This window comes from Isoptericola sp. NPDC056578, from assembly GCF_042793275.1.
Classification (GTDB): Bacteria; Actinomycetota; Actinomycetes; order Actinomycetales; family Cellulomonadaceae; genus Isoptericola.
In genome coordinates this window covers 83,144-105,767 of record NZ_JBHTVC010000004.1, presented here as the reverse complement: position 1 = coordinate 105,767, position 22,624 = coordinate 83,144, and the positions used below count along the sequence as shown (strand labels likewise).

General features: G+C 76.5%; 20 protein-coding genes and 1 pseudogene. 10 read left to right on the top strand and 11 right to left on the bottom strand.

All coding sequences use genetic code 11. The annotated features are described in order from the left end of the window. Positions 1 to 167: 167 nt before the first annotated feature. Complete coding sequence (locus tag ACFQ80_RS02995) at positions 168 to 512, top strand: RNA polymerase-binding protein RbpA (protein WP_079575180.1); 345 nt, start codon at positions 168 to 170, stop codon at positions 510 to 512. 84 nt (positions 513 to 596) lie between these two features. Here the strand turns inward: ACFQ80_RS02995 and lnt are convergent, their stop codons facing one another. The 9 genes from lnt to ACFQ80_RS02950 all read right to left on the bottom strand — a co-directional run bounded on the left by lnt (position 597) and on the right by ACFQ80_RS02950 (position 12,441). After that, complete coding sequence (gene lnt, locus ACFQ80_RS02990) at positions 597 to 2,417, bottom strand: apolipoprotein N-acyltransferase (protein WP_430562490.1); 1,821 nt, start codon at positions 2,415 to 2,417, stop codon at positions 597 to 599. 126 nt (positions 2,418 to 2,543) lie between these two features. Continuing rightward, on the bottom strand, positions 2,544 to 4,208 hold the full coding sequence (locus ACFQ80_RS02985) for an amidohydrolase (protein WP_430562489.1): 1,665 nt from the start codon (positions 4,206 to 4,208) through the stop codon (positions 2,544 to 2,546). A gap of 117 nt (positions 4,209 to 4,325) precedes the next feature. Continuing rightward, on the bottom strand, positions 4,326 to 7,295 hold the full coding sequence (locus ACFQ80_RS02980) for a DEAD/DEAH box helicase (protein ID WP_430562488.1): 2,970 nt from the start codon (positions 7,293 to 7,295) through the stop codon (positions 4,326 to 4,328). Positions 7,296 to 7,361: 66 nt separating this feature from the next. Further along, positions 7,362 to 8,345: a diacylglycerol/lipid kinase family protein gene (locus ACFQ80_RS02975; RefSeq protein WP_430551921.1), complete on the bottom strand. Its 984-nt coding sequence runs from the start codon at positions 8,343 to 8,345 to the stop codon at positions 7,362 to 7,364. A gap of 49 nt (positions 8,346 to 8,394) precedes the next feature. After that, a complete protein-coding gene (gene tatC / locus ACFQ80_RS02970) occupies positions 8,395 to 9,135 on the bottom strand; it encodes a twin-arginine translocase subunit TatC (protein ID WP_430552016.1) in 741 nt (246 codons plus the stop codon). A gap of 36 nt (positions 9,136 to 9,171) precedes the next feature. Further along, positions 9,172 to 9,477: a Sec-independent protein translocase subunit TatA gene (gene tatA, locus ACFQ80_RS02965; RefSeq protein ID WP_430551922.1), complete on the bottom strand. Its 306-nt coding sequence runs from the start codon at positions 9,475 to 9,477 to the stop codon at positions 9,172 to 9,174. A 453-nt stretch (positions 9,478 to 9,930) separates the two neighbouring features. After that, complete coding sequence (locus tag ACFQ80_RS02960) at positions 9,931 to 10,326, bottom strand: hypothetical protein (protein ID WP_430562487.1); 396 nt, start codon at positions 10,324 to 10,326, stop codon at positions 9,931 to 9,933. A gap of 5 nt (positions 10,327 to 10,331) precedes the next feature. Further along, on the bottom strand, positions 10,332 to 11,330 hold the full coding sequence (locus tag ACFQ80_RS02955) for a helix-turn-helix transcriptional regulator (RefSeq protein WP_430562486.1): 999 nt from the start codon (positions 11,328 to 11,330) through the stop codon (positions 10,332 to 10,334). Next, positions 11,323 to 12,441: a helix-turn-helix transcriptional regulator gene (locus ACFQ80_RS02950; protein ID WP_430562485.1), complete on the bottom strand. Its 1,119-nt coding sequence runs from the start codon at positions 12,439 to 12,441 to the stop codon at positions 11,323 to 11,325. Before ACFQ80_RS02950 ends, ACFQ80_RS02955 begins: the two co-directional genes overlap by 8 nt. A 130-nt stretch (positions 12,442 to 12,571) precedes the next feature. Here ACFQ80_RS02950 and ACFQ80_RS02945 point away from each other — a divergent pair, with 130 nt between their 5' ends. The 8 genes and pseudogenes from ACFQ80_RS02945 (at position 12,572) to ACFQ80_RS02910 (ending at position 19,540) form a co-directional block, all read left to right on the top strand. After that, positions 12,572 to 13,771: a DUF3866 family protein gene (locus ACFQ80_RS02945; RefSeq protein WP_430562532.1), complete on the top strand. Its 1,200-nt coding sequence runs from the start codon at positions 12,572 to 12,574 to the stop codon at positions 13,769 to 13,771. 9 nt (positions 13,772 to 13,780) lie between these two features. Continuing rightward, positions 13,781 to 14,518: a DUF4129 domain-containing protein gene (locus tag ACFQ80_RS02940; protein WP_430562484.1), complete on the top strand. Its 738-nt coding sequence runs from the start codon at positions 13,781 to 13,783 to the stop codon at positions 14,516 to 14,518. After that, entirely contained in the window at positions 14,515 to 15,090 is a 576-nt protein-coding gene (locus ACFQ80_RS02935) for a hypothetical protein (protein ID WP_430562483.1), read from the top strand. Before ACFQ80_RS02940 ends, ACFQ80_RS02935 begins: the two co-directional genes overlap by 4 nt. Continuing rightward, positions 15,087 to 16,112, top strand: a complete 1,026-nt coding sequence (locus ACFQ80_RS02930; protein ID WP_430551928.1) for an AAA family ATPase — start codon at positions 15,087 to 15,089, stop codon at positions 16,110 to 16,112. Before ACFQ80_RS02935 ends, ACFQ80_RS02930 begins: the two co-directional genes overlap by 4 nt. Further along, positions 16,109 to 17,443, top strand: a complete 1,335-nt coding sequence (locus ACFQ80_RS02925) for a DUF58 domain-containing protein (RefSeq protein WP_430562482.1) — start codon at positions 16,109 to 16,111, stop codon at positions 17,441 to 17,443. Before ACFQ80_RS02930 ends, ACFQ80_RS02925 begins: the two co-directional genes overlap by 4 nt. Continuing rightward, on the top strand, positions 17,440 to 18,027 hold the full coding sequence (locus tag ACFQ80_RS02920) for a hypothetical protein (protein WP_430562481.1): 588 nt from the start codon (positions 17,440 to 17,442) through the stop codon (positions 18,025 to 18,027). The genes ACFQ80_RS02925 and ACFQ80_RS02920 overlap by 4 nt, the downstream gene beginning before the upstream one ends. A gap of 40 nt (positions 18,028 to 18,067) precedes the next feature. Beyond that, positions 18,068 to 18,640, top strand: a pseudogene (locus ACFQ80_RS02915) (Dps family protein); the annotation flags it as partial. A 210-nt stretch (positions 18,641 to 18,850) separates the two neighbouring features. Continuing rightward, positions 18,851 to 19,540: a GNAT family N-acetyltransferase gene (locus ACFQ80_RS02910; protein WP_430562480.1), complete on the top strand. Its 690-nt coding sequence runs from the start codon at positions 18,851 to 18,853 to the stop codon at positions 19,538 to 19,540. Between the two features lie 69 nt (positions 19,541 to 19,609). On the opposite strand, the gene ACFQ80_RS02905 is transcribed toward ACFQ80_RS02910, so the two are convergent. Beyond that, entirely contained in the window at positions 19,610 to 20,317 is a 708-nt protein-coding gene (locus tag ACFQ80_RS02905; RefSeq protein ID WP_430562479.1) for a hypothetical protein, read from the bottom strand. A 185-nt stretch (positions 20,318 to 20,502) separates the two neighbouring features. Here ACFQ80_RS02905 and ACFQ80_RS02900 point away from each other — a divergent pair, with 185 nt between their 5' ends. After that, complete coding sequence (locus ACFQ80_RS02900; RefSeq protein ID WP_430562531.1) at positions 20,503 to 21,111, top strand: IMPACT family protein; 609 nt, start codon at positions 20,503 to 20,505, stop codon at positions 21,109 to 21,111. A gap of 19 nt (positions 21,112 to 21,130) precedes the next feature. Here the strand turns inward: ACFQ80_RS02900 and ACFQ80_RS02895 are convergent, their stop codons facing one another. Continuing rightward, positions 21,131 to 22,567 carry a UTP--glucose-1-phosphate uridylyltransferase gene (locus tag ACFQ80_RS02895; protein ID WP_430562478.1) on the bottom strand — a complete coding sequence of 479 codons (1,437 nt, stop codon included), beginning with the start codon at positions 22,565 to 22,567 and terminating at the stop codon, positions 21,131 to 21,133. Between the last annotated feature and the right edge of the window lie 57 nt (positions 22,568 to 22,624).

The window sequence follows — 22,624 nt, the reverse complement described above, 5'->3', positions numbered from 1 at the left end:
TGGGTGCAACCGTCACGTCCACCGCCATCCTGTCCGACCGTTCTCCCGGTCCGCGGCACCCGGGTGTGGACCGTGCTTCACGGGACCTTCACGGCCCGCCGGAACATCCCCCGGCAGGGCCGCGTTGGAACCTCAGGCCCCTTCCCACCGACCTCCAGGAGGACGACATGCCCGACCGGTCCCTGCGCGGCATGAGCATCGGCAGCAAGAGCATGGAGTCCGACGAGGGCGTGGACTTCGCCCCGCGGTTCCAGGCCCACTACGACTGCCCCAACGGTCACACCATCATCCTCCCCTTCTCCACCGAGGCCGAGGTGCCGCCGGTGTGGGAGTGCCGGTGCGGCGAGGAGGCGCTCCTGCGCGACGCCGAGCGCCCCGAGGTGAAGCCCGGCAAGCCGCAGCGCACCCACTGGGACATGCTGCTCGAGCGCCGCACCGTCGCCGAGCTGGAGGAGCTCCTCGACGAGCGCCTCGAGCTGCTGCGCGCCGGCAAGCTGCGCCGCAGCGCCTGACGCGGACGATCACGAAGGGCGGGCACCCCACCGGGTGCCCGCCCTTCGTCGTTCCCTCGTCGTCCCCCGCCGTCAGCCGCGCCGTCAGCCGCGCCGCGCCCGGGCCGCGGACACGATCCCCCCGACGACGAGGACGACCGCCGCCGCACCCACGGCCCAGCCGGGCCAATAGCCCGCCCGCACCGCCGGCGTCAGCTCCGTGCGCAGCGGCAGGTCCGCCACCCAGTGGTCGGGCGTGAACAGCTGCGTGCGCGCCACGAGCGTCCCGTCCGGCGCGACGACGCCGCTCACCCCCACCGTGGAGACCTGCACCGCCGCCCGGCCCGTCGTGATCGCCTGCAGCCGCGTCATCGCGAGCTGCTGCGTGGACTCCGCCGTGTAGCCGAACGACGCGTTGTTCGTCGGCACCACCAGCACCTGCGCGCCCCGCTGCACCGCGTCCCGCACGATCTCGTCGTACGCCACCTCGAAGCAGATCACGGTCGCCATCGGCACCGTCGCCTCCCCCGTGCCGTGCCCGATCGCCGCGCCGTCGACCGGCAGGTCGACCACCGCAGGCTCCGTGCCGGGGATCATGTCCGTCGTCACGCGGTCCACCTGCGAGCTGAACAGGCGCACGAACCCGCGGATCGGGATGTACTCCCCGAACGGCGCCGGGTGCTGCTTCGCGTACCGCTGGGTGACCCCCTCGCCCGGCTCCCACAGCAGCGCCACGTTGTACCGCCCGCCGGTGTCCGGCCACTCCTGCGCGCCCACGAGGATCGGCGCGCCCACCGCCGTCGCCGCGTCGTCGATCGCCGCGCCCACCTCCGGCGTCGTCTGCGGGTCCAGGTCCGAGCCGTTCTCCGGCCACAGCACCACGTCGACGGCGTCGCCCGGCTCGTCGCCGAACGCGCCCGCCGCCTGCTCGTCCGCGATCGCGTACGTGCCGTCCAGGTGGTTGTTCAGCACCTCCGCGCGGTTCGCGAACGACCCCTCCCCCGGCTCGGACACGTTGCCCTGCACCGCCCCGGCGCGCAGCACGCCCGCCTCGGCCGTGCCCGTGCCCGCGTCGACGACCGTGCCCGCGCGGCCCGGGTCGTCGGCGTCCGTCACCTCGCGCGTGCCCGGGTCGTGCGCCAGCGGCAGCAGCAGCGGCGCGACGACGAGGGCGGCCGCGGCGACGACGAACGCGCCGGCGCTCGCGGCCGACCGTGCCCGCCGTCGAGCGTCCCGCCACGGCGTGCGCAGCAGGCGCCCGACCGCGAGCGCGAGCAGCACGCCCGCCACCGCGACGAGCAGGGACACGAGGGTGGTGCCGCCCAGCCAGGCGGCGCGCCCGGTCGGCGCGCCGGCCATCGCCCACGCGAGGCGGCCCCACGGGAAGCCGCCGAACGGGATCTCGGAGCGCCACTGCTCCACCGCGACGAAGACGACCGCGAACACGGCGGCCTGCGCGACGGCGTGCCGGAGCACCCAGCGCCACCGGCGCGCCCACGTCCACAGCGCCCCGAACGCGGCGAGGAACAGGGTCTCCAGCACGGACAGCGCCACCCAGGGCACCGTGTCCGTGGCGAAGTTCGCCCACCAGATGTGCGGGAGCCAGAACGTCAGTCCGGCGACGAGGCCGACGAGGAAGTTCCAGCCGGCCGCGCGGCGGCCGTCACGGCGCAGCGCGGCGAACAGCAGCGCGACGCCGACGAACGCGAGCGGCCACGCCCCGACGTCCGGGAACGACGCCCACAGCGCGGCCCCGGACGCCACCGCGAGCAGCAGGGTCGCGGGGCGGCTCGCCCACCGGTCGGCCGGCGTCGTCGCGCGCGGCACGGCGCCCTCGTCACGGCTCTCGTCACGGCCGTCCTCGACGCCGGGGGCGGCTCCCCCGTCGGAGGGCTCTTCGACCGGCCTGGGGCTCACGTGCGACACCCCCGCAGGGTACGTGACCGCGGGCCGTCGTCAGGCCGCCCGGCACCCTTCGAGCACGCGATCGGCTTCGGGAACCGGCCGGTTGCCGCGACGGATCGCGTGCTCGACGGCATCTCCCGGTCCGGGTCAGTCGAAGGTGTCGTGCAGGACGACGCCGTCGCGCACGGTCTGCAGGCACACGGGGTCGGGCTCACCCTCGGACAGGTCGGGCAGGAGCGGCTGACCGGCGCGCGCCTCCGGGTTCCACGCCGACAGGCGGTCGCCGGGCGCCTGGACGGACAGGGTGTCCGCGCGCCAGACCGCCAGGTGTGCGGGCGCGCCGACGCGCAGCTCGCCCGCGCCGGTGTGGTCCAGCCCGGCGAGCCGCCACCCGCCGCGGGTGTGGGCGCGGAACGCGGCCCGCGCGGAGATGCGCTGCATGGTGTCCTCGTGGGTGAGGGTGGCGCGCACCGCCTGCCACGGGTCGAGCGGGGTGACGGGGGTGTCGGAGCCGAACGCGAGCGGCACGCCCGCCCCGGCGAGGTCCGCGAACGGGGACAGGGTCGACGCGCGCCCCGGCCCGAGCCGCGTCGCGTACATGCCGAGGCTGCCGCCCCAGGCGGCGTCGAACGCGGGCTGCACGGACAGCGCCACCCCGTACAGCAGCAGCGCGGCGAGGGCGGACGCGTCCACGAACAGGGCGTGCTCGAGGCGGTGGTGGCCGGAGCGCAGCAGGCTCGCGCCGTGCTCGGTGGCGGCGAGCTCCAGCCCGCGCACCACCTCGTCCATGGCACGGTCGCCGATGACGTGGAACCCGCCCTGCGTGCCCGCGGTCGAGCAGGCGGCCAGGTGCGCGGCGATGTCCTCGCCCGTGAGGAAGAGGCGGCCCGTGGGCTCGGCGGCGCCCGGCGCGGCGAGCAGGTCGCTGTACGGGTGGCGCAGCGCCGCGGTGCGCGAGCCGATCGACCCGTCCGCGCACAGGTCACCGGCGATGCCGGTGAGGAACGGCAGCTCAGCGAGCATCTGGCGCGCGTCGTCGGCCGTCGCGCACAGCTCGCCCCGGTACGCGACGACGTGCGGCAGCCCGCCCGCCGGGTCCGCGGTGAGCGCCACGAGCTCCGCGAGCCCCTCGCGGGTGTCCATGGTGGGCTCGCTCATCTCGTGCACGCCGACGATGCCGCGGGCGGCGGCGTCCGCGAGGGCGCGCCGGTACGCGCGGGTGCGGCGCGCGGGCGAGACCTGCCGCACGGCGGCGGCCGCGGCGTGGTGGGCGTCGGAGGTGACCATCCCGGACGCCTCCCAGCCGAGGGTCCGGTCGAGGCCCACCGCGCGGGCGAACGACCCGGACACGACGGCGGAGTGGCCGTCGACCCGTGCCGCGTACACGCGCCGCCCGCCGCAGGCGGCGTCGACCTCGTCGGCCGTGGGGGCGCGCCGCTCGGGCCAGGTCTGCTCGTCCCACCCGAACGCGAGGAGCACCTCCTCGCCGCCCGGGTCGGCGGCGTCCAGCTCGCGCGCGCCCCGGGCAAGGGCGTCGAGCGCCGCGGCGAGCGACGTCACCCCGCCGGCGGCGGTGAGGTCGACGGACCCGGCCGCCAGGCCGGTCTCCAGCAGGTGGACGTGCGCGTCGACGAACCCGGGGGCCACGAGCGCGCCGTCCAGGTCGATCACGCGGTCCGCGCGGGCCGCGAGGCCGGCGGCGGTGTCCTCGGCGCCGAGCCAGGTCACGACGCCGTCGTCGACGAGCAGGGCCTCGGCGAACGGGTCGGCGGGCGAGTGGACGACTCCGTTGCGGTACAGGGTGGACGTCACGGCCTGCACTCTATGGCACCGCCGCGGGCGGGCGCCCACCGCACCCCCACACCGGCCGCACGGATTCCTCACATCCGCACGGGCCGGCAGCGGGTCGCCGCCGCCGACCCGCTGCCGTCACACGCTGGAGTAGGCGACGACGCCGCGCAGCACGGCGGTCTGCGCCTTGCGCGCCGTGGCCCGCAGCGCGGGACGCGGGGCGGCCTTCGCCAGCTGGTCCAGCACGTCGAGCACCTGCTTGCACCAGCGCACGAAGTCCCCCGCCGCCACGTCCGTGCCGCGCAGCACCGCGTCGAGGTTCTTCCCGGACGCCCACCGGTGCACCGGGGCGACCAGGCCCAGGTCCAGGGGGCCCGTCGCCTCCAGGCGGTGCGCTGCCTCGAGGTCGGTCACCTCGGACCAGGCCCGGGTGGTGGCGTCCAGCGCGAGGGCGAGCCGCCCGTGCGGCCCGCCCGGCACGAACGGCTCGGACGCCTCCTCGCGGCGCCCCGAGTACACGACCGTCGACACCGCGGCCGCCAGCCCGGGCGCGTCCAGCTCGTCCCAGATGCCGCGGCGCAGGCACTCCGCGAGGAGCAGGTCGTCCTCCGCGTACAGGCGGCCCAGCCACCGCCCGTCGTCCGTGACCGCCAGGGTCCCCCGCTCCCCGCCGTCGTGGTCCGGCGAGGAGGCGTCCTCGCCGGTGCGGGCCAGGTAGCCCAGCCGCGTCAGCACGTCGCAGGTGCGGTCGAACGTGCGGGCGATCGACCCGGTGCGCCCCTCGACGCGGCGCACCAGCTGCTCGTGCTCGGCGCGCAGCCGCTCCCACCGTTCCGCCCAGCGGGCGTGGTCGTCGCGGTCCGGGCAGCCGTGGCACGGGTGGGCGCGCAGTGCCGCGCGCAGGCGCTGCAGCTCGGCGTCGGACGCCGCGTCACCGCGTCGTCCGGCCTGCCCACCGTCGCGCCGCCCGGGGTGCCGGCCGGAGCCGCCGTCGCCCGAGAACGCGCCGAGCGCGTTGCGCATGTTCGAGGCCAGGTCGCGCCGCTGGTCGGGGCGGCGCGGGTTGAACCCCTTCGGGATGCGCACCACGCCGACCACCTCCACGCCGCCCGGCGCGTCCGCGAGGGTGAGCTTCTTGACCTGCTTCTCCTGGGTGAGCACGGTGGGCCGCGGCCCGTCGAAGCCCCGGTCGTCGCGGCCCGCGTCCAGGATGACGACGTACCCGCGCCGCCGCCCGGACGGCACCTCGACCACGTCGCCCCGACGCAGCTTCTCGAACGACGCGACCGCGTCGGCGCGCCGGGCCCCCGACGCGGCGCGCGACAGCTCCTTCTCGCGGTCCTTGATGGCGCGCCGCAGCCCCATGTACTCGGCGAAGTCGCCCCGGTCGCACGCCATCGCCTCGGCGTACCCCTCCATGGCCTCCGCGTGCGCCTGCGCCTGCTTCGCCAGGCCGACCACGCCCCGGTCGGCCTGGAACTGCGCGAAGCTCGTCTCCAGCACGTCGCGCGCCCGCTCACGGCCCACCTGGCCCACCAGGTTGACCGCCATGTTGTACGTGGGCCGGAAGCTGGACCGCAGCGGGTACAGCCGCTTGGACGCGAGCCCCGCCAGCGCCACCGGGTCGAGGCCGGTGTGGTCGACGACGACGGCGTGCCCCTCGACGTCGATCCCGCGCCGCCCCGCCCGGCCGGTGAGCTGCGTGTACTCCCCCGGCGTCACCGGCTGGTGCGCGGTGCCGTCCCACTTCACCAGCTTCTCCAGCACCACCGACCGGGCGGGCATGTTGATGCCCAGCGCCAGCGTCTCGGTGGCGAACACGACCTTCACCAGGCCGCGGGAGAACAGCTCCTCCACGGTCTCCTTGAACACCGGCAGCATGCCCGCGTGGTGCGCGGCGATGCCGCGCGACAGGGACTCGGCCCACGACCAGTACCCGAGCACGTCGAGGTCCTCGGTCGGGATCGTGGCGGTGCGCTCCTCCACCACCCGCCGGATCCGCGCCTCCTCCTCCGCGTTCGTCAGCCGCAGGCCCGCGCGCAGGCACTGCTGCACCGCCCCGTCGCAGCCCGCGCGGGAGAAGATGAAGTAGATGGCGGGCAGCAGCGCGTCCGCGTCGAGGGAGTCCACGACGGCGAACCGCGGCGGCGTGCGGCGGTGCGCCACGGGCCCGCCGGCGCCCGGCCGGTTCCCGCCCCGGCCCCGGTACCCGCGGTCGCCGCGCCCCCGGTGCCCGTGCCGGCCGTGGCCCGACTCCGCCCGCGCCGACACGCGGAACATCGCCTGCAGGTCCGGGTTGATCGGCGGGTTCGTGCCGGGATCGGTCGGGTCCACGTGCCCCGCGTACAGGTCCATGAGGCGCGGCACGCCGCGCGGCTCCGGCGCCGAGACGACCACGTGCTGCCACAGCGGCACGGGCCGGCGCTCGCTGACGACCACGGCCGTGTCGCCGCGCACGGTGGCGAGCCAGTCGCCGAACTCCTCCGCGTTCGACACCGTCGCGGACAGGGACACGAGCTGCACGTGGTCGGGCAGGTGGATGATGACCTCCTCCCACACCGGGCCGCGGAACCGGTCGGCGAGGTAGTGCACCTCGTCCATGACGACGTACGCCAGCCCGTCGAGGGCGGACGACCCCGCGTAGAGCATGTTGCGCAGCACCTCGGTGGTCATGACGACCACGGGCGCGCCCGCGTTGATGGACGTGTCCCCGGTGAGCAGTCCCACGTTCGCGGCGCCGTGCCGGGCGACGAGGTCGGTGTACTTCTGGTTGCTCAGCGCCTTGATCGGCGTCGTGTAGAACGCCTTGCCGCCGCGCGCGAGGGCGAGGTGGACGGCGAACTCCCCGACCACCGTCTTGCCGGCGCCGGTGGGTGCGGCGACCAGCACCCCGCGGCCTTCCTCGAGCGCGACGCACGCGTCCACCTGGAACGGGTCGAGCTCGAACCCGACCTCCTGGCGGAACAGCCGCAGCTCGCCCTCGGCGTCGGCCTTGTCGCGCGCGCTGCGCTCCCGCGACGCGGCGTACCGCTCCGCGGGGGTGAGGGTGCCGGTGCCGTCGGGCGTGCCGGCGCGCGAGCCGGAGCCGGGACGGGAACGAGGGGTCATGCCATCAGCCTAGGCGTCGCCGCCCCGGGGTCCGTGCGGCGCCCCGGGGCGATTCGTGGCGCGCCCTCAGCGTGGTTCGACCAGCACCTGCAGGGCGCGGGCCCGCACCTCGACGCGCAGCGGCAGCGCGCCGAGCCGCTCGCCGTCCGCGTGCGCGACCGGCAGGGGACGCTCGCCCGCGACCCAGGCCTCCGGCCCGGGCTCGATCGTCACCGCTCGCGCCCGCACGACGTGCACCTTGCGACGCCGCACGTGCCCGCCGGTGAACATGCTCGGGAAGACGGCGAGCGCGCCCGCCTTCGACAGGTCGGTGGCGACCAGCACGTCCAGCAGGCCGTCGTCGAGGGAGGCCGACGGGGCGACGCGGATGCCCCCGCCGATCTGCGGCCCGTTCGCCGCGGTGACGAGCGCGGCGCGGCCCGTCCACGTCGCCGTCCCCGCCGGTCCGGGCCGCAGGCGCAGACCGGGGCCCTCGACGACGCCGTCGAACGTCAGCCGGTACGACCAGGGGCGGTAGCGCACGAGCTCGAGCGCGGCGGCCACGGTGTACCGGGCGCTGCCGCGCGGGTGGCGCAGCCGGTTCGCGCGGGCGTTCACGGCGGCGTCGAGGCCGGCCGAGACCGCGCCCGCCAGCCAGCGCGGGCCGCCGGCGAGGCCGGGGCCCGTCGCGAGCGCGGCGTCGACGGGGCGACGGCCCGCGGGGCCGGCGTCCAGCGCCCGGCACAGCGCGGCGCCCGCCGCCGCGGGGTCGCGCACGGGCAGCCCGAGGGTGGCGGCGAAGTCGTTCCCGGTGCCGACCGGCACGATCCCCAGCGGGACCCCGGTGCCGGCGACGGCCTGCGCCCCCAGGTGCACCATGCCGTCGCCGCCCACCACGACGAGCGCGTCCACGGGCAGGCCCGTCCCGTCGACGGCGGCACGGGCCCGCGCCAGCGCGGCGTCCGCGTCGGGACCGGACAGGTCGACGACGTCGTGCCCCGCCCGGCGCAGCCCGGCCAGCACGCCCTCCCCGGCGTACGCGGCACGCCCCTTGCCCGCGGTCGGGTTCACGACCACGCCCAGGCGACGCGCGCGCGTGCTCCCCCCGTGCGGGTCCGGCTCAGACAGTGGGGGCGACCCTGCGCTTGTCGACGCGCCGGTCGTGCAGCACGCAGATCCCGAGGGCCCCGAAGTACAGCACGCAGATCGGCAGGGCCACGAAGATCATCGTCAGCGCGTCGGGCGTCGGCGTCATCACGGCCGCGAACACGAACGCGACGAGCACCGCCCACCGCCAGCCCTTGGCGAGCGTCTCGTGCCGCAGCACCCCGGCCATGTTGAGGCCGACGAGGAACACCGGCGACACGAACGCGATGCCGAACGCCAGCACGAGGCGCATGACGAAGCTGAGGTACCCCTGCGCGTCGGTGAAGTTCACCGCCCCGTCGGGCACGAACCCGGCCAGGATGTCCACGGCGTGCGGGAGCACCCACCAGGCCAGCGCGGCGCCGCCGAGGAAGAGGGGCACCGCGGCGCCGAGGAACCCGTAGGCGTACCCCTTCTCCCGCCTCGTCAGCCCGGGGGTCACGAAGGCCCACAGCTGGTAGAGCCACCACGGGCACGTCACGATGACGCCGAGGAAGAGCGAGACCTTGATCTTCATGTCGAGCGCCGACGCCATGCCCGTGAAGTTGAGCGCGATCGTCTTGCCCTGCTCGAGCGCGGCGACCTCGAGGGGCGCCTGCAGCGCGGAGAGCAGCGGTTCGTACAGGACCCATCCGGCGACCGCACCCACGACGAGGCCGCACGCGGCGAGGAAGAGCCGCTTGCGCAGCTCCAGCAGGTGCTCGCGCAGGGGCATGCGCCCCTCGGGGTCCCGGGTGTCTCCGGGCACCGACTACGCCCGCGGCTGCTTCGGGTCGATGAGACCCGGGATCTGCTCCTGGCCGCCCGCGGAGGCGGGGGGCGCCTGCGTGGCGGAGGTGGCAGGACCGGAGGTCGACGGCGACGTCGTCGTCGAGTCGTCGGACGGCTCGTTCGAGTCGTTGAGCTTGCCGTCGTCCGTGAGGTCCTTGACCTCCTTCTTGAAGATCTTCAGCGACTGGCCGACGCTGCGCGCCAGGTCAGGGAGCCTGCGCGCCCCGAACAGCAGCAGGATCACGACCACCAGCACGATGATGTGCCAGGGCTTGAGCATGCCCATGAGAATGGCTCCTCGTTCTCGTCCGCCCGTGGGCGGGGTGTGTCGGGGTCAACCCTAGTGGGTCCCCGCGGCGGCGAAGGTGACGTTCGGGTGACGACACGTCCCCATCATCGCTCCGAACAACGTTCCGGTCGCAGTTCCGGTCGCAGTACCGGTCAGAACGGGTAGCCCTGCAGGACGCCGCGGCCGCCACGTCGACGTCGGGCAGCACGCCGTCCCGACCGCCCGGTCGAGGTCGGTCGGGGACGCGCCCCCCACGGTGGCGAGCGTGGCCCCCGTCGCCGGCGACACGACGGGCCGCGTCCCGGCCAGGCGGGTCCAGCCACCGACGTACGCGGTGCCGTCCCAGGTCTGCGGTGCGAAGAACGTCATCGTGCCCTCCCGGTGTGCGTGCACGGGTGCCGCTCCACGTCACGCCACGTCGCTCGACGGGGCGCGGCGGTGATGCGGAGGCTAGCGCCTCCGCGCAGGGGTGCGGGACCTCAGGTCGGCGTGCGCCGCCTTGTCGGCGTTCCGCGCGGCCAGCCAGCTCTCGGACTCCCACCGGCGCCACGTCGCCGTCCGGCGCTCGCGGCGGGCCGCGACCCGCTCGGCCTTGAGCCGGCGCCGCTCGGCGACGCGCTCGCGCAGCACGACGGGGTCGTCGAACAGGGTGGGCGACGTGTCGACGCGGTGCGCCTCGGCCTCGGCGACGGCGGCGGAGATGCGGTCCGTCGCGGACCCGAGCACCTCTCCCGCGCGGGACGCCTCACGCAGGGCGCGCATCCCCGCGCGCCACAGGTGACGGCCCAGGAAGAACGCGCCCACGAGGGTCGCGACGACGAGCCCCGCCCAGATCCAGCCCCACATGCCGGTCAGCCTACGGTCTCGTCGGCGGTCGTCGCCGCGTACGCGGCGAGGGCGGTCCGGGCGGAGTGCGCGACGTCGTGCGCCACGTCGGGCGGGTCGACGGCGACGACGTCGGGCGCGTTGGCGAGCAGCAGGCGCCGCAGCCACGCCGGGTTCGTGACCCGCAGCCGCACCTCGACGGTGCCGTCGGGCAGGTCGCGCACGGACTCGGCGGGCACCTCCTCCGCGACCCACCGCGCCGCGGACGCGAGCCGCAACGTCGCCGCCGGGGCGCCCCGGTGCGCGACGGACGCCCACACGTCGGCGCCCAGGTCGCCCGCCACGGCGACGTCACGCTCGGCGACCGGCTCGTCGAGCACCCGGGCGTCGAGGATGCGGTCCACCCGGAACGTGCGACGCCCGTCCACCCGCAGGCACCACCCCACCAGGTACATGGCGCCGTCCTGGGTGAGCAGGCGCAGCGGGTCGACGTCGCGCTCGGAGGTGACGTCGGCCGCGTTCACGTACCGCAGGTGCAGGCGACGGCCCTCGGCGAGCGCGGTCGTGACGGCCGCGACCACCCGCGGGTCGCCCTCGCCCTCGAGCTGCACGTCGACGGCGCCCGCGGCCTCGCCGGTCGCGGCGGTCAGCTTGTCCAGGGCGGAGGCGACGACGGCTGCCCGCCGCCGGTCCGCCTGCACCGCGGGCGACGCGTGCATCGCGCGCAGCGCGGCGACGAGCGCCACCGCCTCCCGCGTGCCGAGCCGCAGCGGCCGCGTCATGCCGCGCGCCTGCGTCAGGGTCACGACGCCGTCCTCCAGCGAGAACGCGTCGAAGTCGATGAGGTCGTCCGGCATGTACCCGGGGGTGCCGGACACCCACAGGGCGTCCACGTCCTCGCGCACCTGCCGCGGCGTCACCCCGAACCGGTCCGCGAGCTCCTCCACCCGCACCGGGCCCGCGCCGTCGAGGAACGCCACCAGACCCAGCAGCCGCACCAGCCTGTCGTCGGCCCGCTCAGCCATCCGTCGCCTCCCTTGCCGTGCCCGCATCCCCGGCGTCGAGCCCCGCGGCCGCCTCCAGGCGGCGCAGCACGTCCGCGCGCAGCTGGGGCGGCGCCAGCACCACCACCGCCGGCCCGTACCCCGCCACCTCGTCCGCGAACGCCGACAGGCTGCGGAACTGCACCTCCAGCAGGTCGCGCCCGTCGTGGCGGCCGGCACGACGCGCGTCCTGGCCGCCGTTCCCGTGGCTCCCGTCGTCGCCGTCGGCCACGGGCACCGCGCGCGCCCGCAGCGCCTGCGCCCGCTCCGGCACCACCGCCAGCCGCGCCCGCTGCGGCACCCCGACCCGCTCGCCGAGCATGGCGTCCACGTCCACCTCGTCGGGCACGTCGAACGCGCCCGCCTGCGACCCCACGCGCACCTTGCCCGCGATCCGCGACAGCCGGAACACCCGCGCCGCGCCGCGCGCCCGGTCGAAGCCCACCAGGTACCAGCCGCTGCCCCGCGCTGCGATGCGCCACGGCTCCACGTGCCGCGTCAGCTCCTGCCCCGTGCTCGCCGCCCGGTACCGGAACGACACGTCCCGCCGCTCCGAGACCGCCTCCAGCAGCGGCACGTACGCGTCGCCCGCCGCCCGCACCCGCGGTGCCAGCCCGGCCACCGCGTCCCCCGCGACCTCCCCCGCGCCCGCCGCCCGCAGCTTCGTCATCGCGCGCGACATGTCCGTGCGCAGCGTCTTGTCCGACCACAGCTGCGCCGCCAGCGCCACCACGCCCAGCTCCGCCGGCGTCAGGTCCACCGCGCCCAGCGCGTACGCGTCGTTGTCGATGCGGTACCCGACCTCGTCGCTGTGCCCGCCCCCGTCCACCGTGACGATCGGGATGCCCAGCGCCCGCAACGTGTCCTTGTCCCGCTCGAACATCCGCTCGAACGCCTCCGTCGACGGCGCGTCGCCGTACCCCGCCACCCCCGCGCGCACCTGCTGCTTCGTCATGGACGCGCTCGTGTTCACGAGCGCGATGACGAGGTTGAGCAGGCGCTCGGCCGGCGGGGTGCCCCGCGACGACGGCGCAGGGTCGGACGGCGCGGCGACGGGCGGGCCGGAGGCCGGGTCCACGGGGTTCGCAGGCATCGGCACCAACCTAGTCGCCGGTAGCCTCTCGTGGGTGACGACAGTGCCGAACCAACCCCAGCCCCGCACGCCCCGCGACGCCCGCGACGACGCGCCCACCGGGCACGTCACCTCGCACGTGACCTCGCACGTGACGTGGCGCACCGGCACCGTCACCACCCGCGGCGCCACCTGGACCGGTGCCCGCGAGGTCACCCTCCGCCTCGACACCCCCCTGCCGTCGCGCGACCTCACCACCGCACCCTGGGAGGTCCGCGGCCTCGCCTACACCGCCCTCGTCGGCGACCCGGACGTCGGCGACCGCCTCCTCCTCAACGTCTCCGCCCTCGCCCGCGGCCTCGGCACCGGCGGGTACGCCCTCGTCGTCGGCCCCGCCGGAGACGCCACCGCCCTGCCCGCCGACCCCCACGCCGGACCCGGCCACCTCGTCAAGGCCCGCTACACCCCCCTGCAGGCCATGGTCCTCGGCGTCGACGAGCAGGAGTCCACCCACCACGACACGCTCCGCGACGCCGACGACCTCACCGGCCTGCCCGTCGTCGTCGCCGACCTGCACTCCGCCCTGCCCGCCGTCGTCGCCGGCGCCCGCCACGCCGCAGACCTCGCCGGACGACCCCACCCCCGCGTCGCCTACGTGATGACCGACGGCGGCGCCCTGCCCGCCGCCTTCTCCCGCACCGTCGCCACCCTCCGCGACACCGGGTGGCTCGACACCACCGTCACCGTCGGACAGGCCTTCGGCGGCGACCTCGAGGCCGTCACCGTGCACACCGGCCTCCTCGCCGCCCGCCACGTCGCGGGCGCCGACCTCGTCGTCCTCACCCAGGGCCCCGGCAACCTCGGCACCGGCACCCGGTGGGGCTTCTCCGGCGTCGCCGCCGGAGAAGCCGTCAACGCCGCCGCCACCCTCGGCGGACGCCCCGTCGCCTCCCTGCGCGTCTCCGGCGCCGACCCCCGCGACCGCCACCGCGGCGTCTCCCACCACAGCCTCACCGCCTACGGCCGCGTGGCGCTCGCGGCCGCCGACGTCCCCGTCCCGGCCCCCACCGCCGACCTCGAGGCCCTGCCCACCTGGGGCGCCGAGCTCACCCGCCAGATCCACGACCAGGCCGCCACCCTCGCCGACGCCCCCGCCCACCACCGCGTCCTCGACGTCGCCGCCGACACCGCCCTCCTCCACGCCCTGCGCGGCTCCCCCGCCCGCCTGTCCACCATGGGACGATCCCTCGACGGCGACCCCTCCGCGTTCGTCGCCGCCGCCGTCGCCGGCGTGCACGCCGAGCACCTCAGCCGCGAGCACCGCACCCACGAGGACCCCACCACCCGATAGCGTCGGCGCATGGCCCCACCGACGCGGACCCGGCACGCAGCACGCCGCGCCCTCGCGCCCCTCGCCGGGGCCGCCCTCGCCCTCCTCGTCGTGCTCGGCGCCGCCACCGCCACCCCCTGGCGCTTCCGCCTCCCCGACGTCGCCCTCCCCGGGCCCGAGGCCTCCGACCCCGTCCAGCCCCAGATGCCCGGCGACATCGTCCCCGGGGACCAGCCCCCGCCCTCCTACGACGTCATCACCTGGATCGTCGTCGCCCTCTCCGTCGCCGGAGCCGTTCTCGTCGCCGCCCTCCTGTGGCTCCTCGCCCGCCGCGTCGTCCGCGCCCTCGCCACCCCCGAGGACGACGACGGCGACGGCCTCACCCCCGGCCACGCCACCACCGCCACCGTGACCGACCTCCCCCTGCCCGAGCTCCAGGACGCCGTCGCCACCGCGCTCGCCCGCATCGACGACGCCGCCACCCCGCACGACGCCGTCGTCGCCGCCTGGGTCGCCCTCGAGGACGCCGCCGCCGAGCACGGCACCCGTCGCGACCCCGCCCAGACGCCGACCGAGTTCACCGCCCGCCTCCTCACCGCGCGCCGCGACGACGGCCACGCCGTCCCCGCCTCCGACGTGGACACCCTCCGCCGCCTCTACCAGCACGCCCGCTTCACCGACCGCCCCGTGCACCCCGACGACGTGCACGCCGCCCGCACCGCCCTGTCCCGCATCGCCCGCGCCCTCGACCCCGCCCCGCACCCATGACCCGCACCCGACCACCGCGCCCCGCACCCCTGCGCGCCCTGCTCACCGTCGCACTCCCGGCGCTCGCGGCCTGCGCGGCGCTCACCCTGACCGGTGTGCTCGACCCGCTGCACGCCGCCCTGCTCGTCGTCGTGGTCACGACGGCGGTCGTGCTGTGGCGGTGCCTCGACGACGGGGACGAGGCCCCGTGGCCGGACGTCGTCCACGACCGTCGCGACGGCGCGCGCAACGACGTCAGCGAGCTGGGCTGGGCCACGTTCACCCGCAGCGGCGCCGTGGGCGACCGCGTGCTGCGCCGGGTCCGGGACCTCGCGGCGGCACGGCTCGCCGAGCGGGGCGTCGACCTCGCCGCGCCCGGCGGCCCGGAGGCGGCCGCGCACCTCCTCGGAACGGACGTCGTCGACGGGCTCGTCTCCCGCCGCCCCGTGAGCCGGGTCGAGGTGCACCGCTGGCTCGACGCGATCGACACGGTGCCGACGAGCGTGCCGATCCCGGTGCCGACGACACGACCGGCCGCGGCGCCGGCACCTCCCACGCCCCCCGACCGACCCGCAGGAAGGCCCCCGAGATGACCGTCGACCCGCCCGCCGACCCGCCCGCCGACCTCGGGTCGAGCAGCCCGGAGCACCCCCTCCCCGTCACGGAGGTCGCGGCCCTGGGCCGACGCGTCCTCGACGAGGTCGGCACGGCCGTCGTCGGCATGCGCGACACCCTCGAGCTCGCCCTGGCCACCGTGCTCGCGGGCGGCCACGTGCTCTTCGAGGACGTGCCCGGGCTCGGCAAGACGCTCGCCGCCCGCTCGCTGGCCACCGCCCTCGGCCTCGACTTCGCGCGCCTCCAGTGCACCCCGGACCTGCTGCCCAGCGACATCACCGGCTCGTCGGTGTTCGACCCGGCGAGCCGCGAGTTCGTCTTCCGCCCCGGCCCGGTGTTCACGGGGCTCTTCCTCGCCGACGAGATCAACCGCACCCCGCCGAAGACGCAGTCCGCGCTGCTCGAGGCGATGGCGGAGCGGCAGGTCTCGGTGGACGGCGCCAGCCGGCCGCTGCCGCGCCCGTTCCACGTCATGGCCACCTCCAACCCCGTGGAGTACGAGGGCACCTACCCGCTCCCGGAGGCACAGCTCGACCGGTTCATGGTCCGGCTCGAGGTGGGCTACCCGGACCGGGCCCAGGAGCGGGACGTGCTGCTGCGCCGCGTCGCGCGGCGCCAGGAGGCGGCCCCCGTGCGCCCCGTCGTCGACGCCGCCGCCGTCCTCGCCATGCAGGCCGGCGTCGAGACGACCGAGGTGGACCCGGACGTCGCCGGCTACTGCGTCGACCTCGCGGCCGCCACGCGCACCCACGGGGCGCTCGAGGTGGGTGCCTCGCCCCGCGGCTCGCAGAACCTCCTGCTGTTGGCCCGCGCGGTCGCCGTCCTCGACGGCCGCGACTTCGTGCTGCCGGAGGACGTCAAGCGGGTGGCGGTCCCGGTGCTCGCGCACCGCCTCACCCTCACGCCGACGGCATGGGCGTCGGCGGTCCGGGCCCAGGACGTCGTGTCGGAGCTCCTCGCCTCCGTGCCCGGGCCCGCCACGGTGGGCCGGCGGGGATGACCGGCGGCACGCCCCGCACGATGTGGCGGCGCAGCCCGCAGGCCGCGGCCGGCCTCGGCGCCGGGGTGCTCGTGCTCGGCCTGGGCCTGCTCGCCGGCCGGGCCGACGTCGCCCTGCTCGGCGTCGCCCCGCTCCTCGGCGCGCTGTGGGCCGGCCGTCCCGGGGCGTGGCGCGCCGGCGCGCCGCGGCGGGGCACCGGCGTCGCGATCGACCCGTCCTCGGTCGCCGCCGCGCCCGGTGAGCTCACCGCCGCCCTGCGCCTCGACCCGGCACCCGGGACGGAGCTGCTGCACGCCCGCGTCTCCGCGCCCGGGCACCGCACGGCCGGGGTCGTGGTGGCGGCCGGCCCGCGCGACCTGCCCCTCACGCTGAGCACCGTGCGCACCGGCCCGCAGCGCACCTTCCACGTCGACGCGCGCGGGTACGGCGCCGGCGGCACGACGACCGAGGACCCCGTCGCCGTCACCGCGCCCGACCGGCTCGTGCTCCCCACCGCGATGCCGCTCGGACGCGTGCCCGTGCCCCGGCGCCTGCGGGGGCTCACGGGCCCGCACACGTCCCGGCGGCTCGGGGACGGCGACGAGCTGCGCGACGTGCACGCCTTCGCACCCGGCGACCGTCTGCGCCGCATCGACTGGCACACCACCGCCCGGCGGTCCCCCGACCTCGCGACGCTGTACGTCCGGCGCACCTACGCCACGGCCGAGGCGACCGCCGTGCTCGTCGTGGACTCGCGCGACGACGTCGGCCCCGACCTGCGGACCTGGCGCGGCACCGGGCCGCAGCGCGTCGACGAGCCGACGTCCCTCGACCTCGCCCGGCACGCCGCCGCGTCCGTGGCCGCGTCGCTCGTCGCCGCCGGCGACCGGGTCGGCGTGGACGACCTCGGCCGCCGCCGGCGACCGCTCGTCCCCGCCGCGGGCCGCCGACACCTGCGCCGCGTGCTGCACGCGCTCGCGCTGAGCAGCCCGGTCGGCGTCCCCGCGCGTCGGCTGCGTGCGCCGCAGGTCCCCGCGGACGCCGTCGTGTACCTGTTCAGCACGGTGCTCGACGACGAGCCGCTCGCGCTCGTGCGGGCGTGGCGCGCCGTCGGGCACCCCGTCGTGCTCGTCGACACGCTGCCCGAGGTGCGCGGGGCGCGCGAGGAGCACATGCGCCTCGCCTGGCGCGTCACCCGGGCCGAGCGGGACGACCGGCTGCGGCGCATGGCGGCCGAGGGGGTGCCCGTCGTGCGCTGGGCCGGCGACGCGCGTCAGGAGGCCGCCCTCCGGTTCGAGGCCCTCGTCCGTGCCGACGAACGGCACCGGCGCCCGGCGGTGGGAGCACGATGAGGCGCACCCTGCCCGCCCGGGTCCGTGCCTGGTGGCGGTCGCGGTACGAGACGGGGCGCCCGCTGCCCGTCGTCCGCGTCCAGGTCGGGCGCAGCCTGCCCGGCCTGGTGCTCCGCACCGCGTTCGTCGTCGCCGTGGGCGCGCTCGTGGTGGCGGCCGGGGTCCGGACGGACCTGATCACCGAGCTGGTCCTCGTGCTCGCCGGTGTCGTCGCCGTCTGGGCCGCGGTCCGCCCGGGGCCGGCCCCGGCGCACGTCGCCCTCGTGACGGCGGCCCTCGAGCTGCTCGGGTCGAACGCCGCGCCGTTCGACCCGGCGGTGCTGTGGCTCGCCCCGCTCGGCTACGTCGTGACGCGGCTCGGGTGGTGGGCGTCGCACGTGGCCGCGACGGATCGCGTCGAGCTCGCGGCGCTGCGCCACGGCCTGGCGCGGGACGGCGTCGTCGTCGCGGTCGCCCTCGCCGTCGGGTGCGCCGCCTGGGCGCTCTCGGGTCGCCAGGTGTCCTGGCTCGTGGCCCTCGGGGTCGTGGCCCTGGCCGCGCTCGCGTGGATCGTCGTCCGGCGCGACGATGGCGAGGCGCGCTGACCCCACGGCCGCGCCGACCCGACGAGGACGGAGACCTCCGATGGCTGACCGCAACACCCCCCGCTACACGGTGCCCTCGCTCACGCCCCAGCAGGGAGCGAAGGTGGCGACCATCCTGCAGGAACGGCTCAACTCCCTGACCGACCTGCACCTGACCCTCAAGCACGTGCACTGGAACGTCGTGGGCCCGCACTTCATCGCGGTGCACGAGATGCTCGACCCCCAGGTCGACGCCGTGCGCGCCATGACCGACGCCGTCGCGGAGCGCATCGCGACGCTCGGCTCCTCGCCCGTCGGGACCCCCGGCGCGCTCGTCGCCGCGCGCACCTGGGACGACTACGCGCTCCGCCGTGCCTCCGCGATCGAGCACCTGGGCGCCCTCGACGAGGTCTACGAGGGCGTGATCACCGCGCACCGCAAGGCCGCGAAGGACACCGAGTCCCTGGACGACGTGACGAACGACCTCCTCATCGGCCATCTGCACGAGCTCGAGCTCTTCCACTGGTTCGTCCGAGCCCACCTCGAGAGCGCCGGCGGCGAGCTCTCGACCGCGGGTGCCAGCACGGAGACGGGCGCCGCGCAGAAGGCGGCAGCCGGCGCCCGGTCGGCGTCGACCCGCAGCGCGAGCGCGAAGGCCGCCCCGAAGACGACGTCGAAGACTGCGTCGAAGGCGCCCGCGAAGACGGCCGCGGCCAGGACGTCGTCCGCCAGGACCACGACCGCACGGAAGAAGAAGTAGGCACGGCACCCGGCCGTCGTGCCCGTGCCCGCAGGGGGTGTCGTCCGCTCCGGCGGACGGCACCCCCTGCGGCATGATGACCCCGTGATCCGCCCCTACCGCGACACCGACCGGGCCGCCGTCGCAGAGGTCTGCGTCCGCACCGCCGCCGCCGGCTCCGACGCCCGTGGCCTCTACTCCGACGACCGCCTCATGCCCGAGGTGTTCGCGCTCCCGTACCTGGAGTACGCACCGGAGCTCGCGTTCGTCGTCGTGCGCGCCGACGAGGAGCCGGCGCGCGACGCCGCCCTCGCGGACCCCGCGGACGACGTCCTGCGCGTCGACGAGGGCCGCCTCACCGGGTACGTCATCGGCGTCGCCGACACCCGCGACTTCGTGGCGTGGTGGGAGCGGGCCTGGGGCCCTGGGTTCGCCGCGCGCCACCCGGAGGCCGGCGCCCCGCCGTCGGGGCGCGAGCCCGGGTTCTCGGAGGCGGCCCTGCTCGACGCCGGGAAGGATCCCGGCCGCATGGTGCGCGGCATCACCGCCGGCGAGCTCGACCGGTACCCCGCGCACCTGCACATCGACCTGCTGCCCGAGAGCCAGGGCCGCGGGCTCGGTCGCGCGCTCATGGACACCCTGCGCGCGGCGCTCGCCACGCGCAGGGTCCCCGGCGTGCACCTCGGCATGGACCCGGGCAACACGCGCGCCCGCGCGTTCTACGACCGGTACGGCTTCCAGGAGCTGCCGTCGCACTCCCCCGGCGCGCCCCTGCTGGGCATCGACACCGCCTGACCGACCCGCCCTTCCCTGCCCGGGTGAGGCGATCGGGGGAGCACCCCGGGTCTCATGGCGCTTGGCACACTATTTTTCCTCGGAATCGGGCAGCTCGGAGGGTGGCGCCACCTCCCTGCCGAGGTCCGGCACACCCGCGTCCACCCAGGCCCGCCGCACCTGCTCGAACCGGGTGGGCAGCGGCGCCCGCACCGCTCCGTAGCGTGCGTTCGTCCGGTGGGCGAAGCGCCGCCACGACAGCACCAGCCCCTGCCGCGTGATCGGCAGCCCGCTCGCCACCGTCGTGCCGTGGTCGTGCGTGTGGTGCACGGTGAGCAGCAGCGCACGGGGCACCGAGCCCTCCAGCTCGGCGGCGAGCTCGGTGCGCACCACCATCCAGTGCCGCAGCAGCAGCACGACCTCGGGCGGCAGGCGGTGCTCCCGCAGGGTCCGGTGCTTGCCGTGCCGCAGCAGCACCCTCCCCTCCCCCGGGTCCCGCGTGCCCCCGACGCGGCCCCGGCGCGCGGCGGCGTCCGGCTCCGGCCCCAGGTCGAGGTCCTCCGCCCGCACGCGCAGCAGGTCGCCGTAGCGCGCCCCGGTCGCCCGCGTCAGCCCGGCGATCACGGCCAGGCGCACCACCTCCGGCTTCCCGCCGGGGCGCAGCGCCTCCACGGACAGCTCGCGCCACACCCACTCCGCCTCGTCCAGCGTGACCGTCGGTCGCGGGTACCGGGTGGCGGGCGGCGCGGCGGGTCCGTCGGTTCCGGCGGCGGGGTTCTCCCCCGTGCTCTGCGTCATGGGGCCCATCCTGGCGCTTGGCACACTTTTTCTTCGGAGGTGGTCCGGCGTGTCTCCCCCCGTCGTAGCCTCGTGCGGTGAGCCGACGCGACAGCCCCGCCCCCTCGACGCTCCATGGTGGGCCACAGGGTGGGCCCCGGGGCGGGCTCCCGGGCACGCTCGCCGCCCCCGTCGACCACGAGCTCGTGGTGAAGAAGTCGCGGTTCCTGGCCCACGTGTCCCCGGCCCGGACCATCGAGGAGGCCGACGCCGTCGTCGCCCGGCTGCGCAAGGAGCACTGGGACGCCCGGCACCACTGCGTGGCGCTCGTCGTCGGCACGCACGCCGACCAGCAGCGCTCCTCCGACGACGGCGAACCCTCCGGCACCGCCGGCGTGCCCATGCTGGAGGTGCTGCGGCGCCGCGAGCTGACCGACGTGGTGGCGGTCGTGACGCGGTACTTCGGCGGCGTCCTCCTCGGCGCCGGCGGCCTGGTGCGCGCCTACTCCGGCGCCGTCGCCGAGGCCCTGGACGTCGCCGCGGCCGACGGGCTGCTGCGCCGGCGCGAGGTGCTCACGGAGATCACCGTCGACGTGCCGCACGCCGACGCCGGCCGCGTCGACCACCTGCTGCGCGACTGGGCGCAGGCCCACGACGCCGTGCTCGAGGAGCCGACGTACGCCGCCGTGGCCCGGCTCGCCCTGCTCGTGCCGCCGGCCGCGCTCCCCCGCCTGCGCGAGGACCTCGCCGCCGCCTCCGCCGGCGCCCTCACGCCGGTCCCGGGCGCCGACCGCGTCGTCGACCTCCCCGCCTGACTCACGACGCCGGGGGCGGTCAGGGGGTGACGCCGTCCGCGGTGACGGTCGCGCCGTCGGGCACGGTGGCGGGCTCGCCCGCGTCGGCCAGGGCGGCGTCGCCCTCGGCCCGCACACGGGCGCCGAAGGTCCAGTCCCCCTCGACCGTGAGCGACGACGCCGTCCGCAGCGACGGCGCGCCCTGGGCGAACCGCGCGTCGAAGCCCGCGATCTGCTTGTAGGTCTTCGAGAGCTTCACCAGCGGGACGTCGACCTGGGCGACCAGGCGGTAGTCGTCCGTGAGCTCGTAGACGTCCGAGCGCATGAGCAGCAGGTCGCTCGTCGTCTTCACCGGCAGGAAGCGCTCGCGCCCCACCTCGATCGCCGTCGCGCCCTCGAAGACCGCGACGGCCGCGCCCATCGCGGACTCGATCTGGACGACGGCGGGCGACGACGGGTCCGTCGGGTCCACGGTCTTCTCGTTCCGGATCAGCGGCAGCTCCAGCACGCCGCCGGTGCGGTCCAGCTCGGCCGCGAGCGCCTCCAGGTCGAACCAGAGATTGTTGGTGTGGAAGTAGCGGTGCACGGTCGGGTCGAGCGAGACGTCGACGTCGTCCGGGTGGGTCTGCGCCGTCTCGCGCTGCACGATGCGACCGTCGCTCCTGCGCACCACGAGCTGGCCGCCCTTGACGTCGGCGGGCGACTTGAGGCACATCTCCGCGGCGTACGGGGCCCCGGACGCCGCGAACCAGGCGGCGATCGCGCCGTCGGGGGCGGCACCGAGGTTGTCGGAGTTGGAGACGCTGGCGTAGCGGAAGCCCGCGTCCAGGAGCGCCCGCACGACGCCGGACGCGTGCAGCGCCGGGTACAGGTCGCCGTGCCCGGGCGGGCACCACTCGAGCGTCGGGTCGGCGGGCCACTCGACGGGTTCGAGGGTGTCGGCGCGCAGCTTGGGCTCGCGGTTCTGGAGGAAGTCCAGCGGCAACCCGTCGACGGCCAGGTCGTCGTACGGCGCCAGCGCGGCGAGCGTGTCGTCGCGGGTGCGGAAAGAGTTCATCAGCACCAGCGGCAGGCGGGCGCCCGTCGCCTCCCGGGCGGCGCGCACCTGCCGGACGATGACGTCGAGGAACGTGAGCGCACCGTCCCGCCCGCCGGTGCCGTCGGCGTCCTCCGCGGGCGCGTCGTCCCGCACGGTGAGCAGCGACTTCGCCCTGTCCATGCCCATCGAGGTGCCGAGCCCGCCGTTGAGCTTGATGATCGCGGTCCGTGCGAGGGCGGCCTGGGCGTCGTCGCCCGTGACCTCGAGGTCGGCGTGCCGCGGCAGGTCGGTCAGCGGCTCGACGTCGGCCTCGCGCACGAGCCCGCTCTCCCCCGACTCCAGCAGGTGGTAGAAGCGGGTGAAGGTCTCGATCGCGGCGGGGGCGACGCCCTCCGCCTGCATCTTGGATCGGGCCAGGGCAAGTCCGCGGTCGCTCATGGGCGCCACCCTAGCCGCGTGCGGGAGGGCCCGCGGAGGGCGTCCGGCGGGTCGGGC